General features: G+C 42.0%; 1 protein-coding gene. It reads left to right on the top strand.

The features are described from left to right. Window positions 1-68: 68 nt before the first annotated feature. Window positions 69-419, top strand: a complete 351-nt coding sequence (locus tag A1QO_RS05820) for a RidA family protein (RefSeq protein ID WP_017040037.1) — start codon at window positions 69-71, stop codon at window positions 417-419. Window positions 420-564 lie beyond the last annotated feature (145 nt).

Genomic DNA, 564 nt, shown 5'->3' with positions numbered 1-564 from the left:
TAATTTTTAAGTTAAGTGGCTGGTTTATTTTCCGCTTAGCAGAGCGTTAGCAGTTCAAAGGATACAATATGATCGAAAGGAAGCGTGGGATTTATAAGGGACGAAATAAGTCGTCTGCATACAAAGATTTAGTCTGGACTGTTGCCACATCGGTAGACACAAGCTTGGATATTTGTGGTCAAACTCAATTGGCGCTACAAACAATCGATAGTAATTTAGCTGAGTTAGGATCAGACAAAACTCAGATTGTTAGTGCCCAGGTCTACATTGCGAATATAGCTGATAAACCCAAGATGGATAGAATTTGGTGTGAGTGGGTTGGTGACAACCCTGATAATTGGTCCCAGCGAGCTTGTTTAGGTGTAACTCTTGAAGGTGATGTACTTATTGAGGTGACAGTTACAGCTGTACGCAATTAGAACACTGCTAACAAAGCGTTTAAGACGGACTCCCAACGCTTGGCGCTTTCGGTTTTCTTCAGGTTAAGTGTTTATGTCACAATGGGTTAGGTAAGGTGGTTGGCGTTGCTCACCACTTAACGCGGCGTTATAAAGCTACTGTTAA

The organism is Vibrio genomosp. F10 str. ZF-129 (assembly GCF_000287055.2).
GTDB lineage: Bacteria > Pseudomonadota > Gammaproteobacteria > Enterobacterales > Vibrionaceae > Vibrio.
The sequence above is the reverse complement of the archived record's forward strand: the minus strand, read 5'-3'. Positions and strand labels throughout refer to the sequence as shown.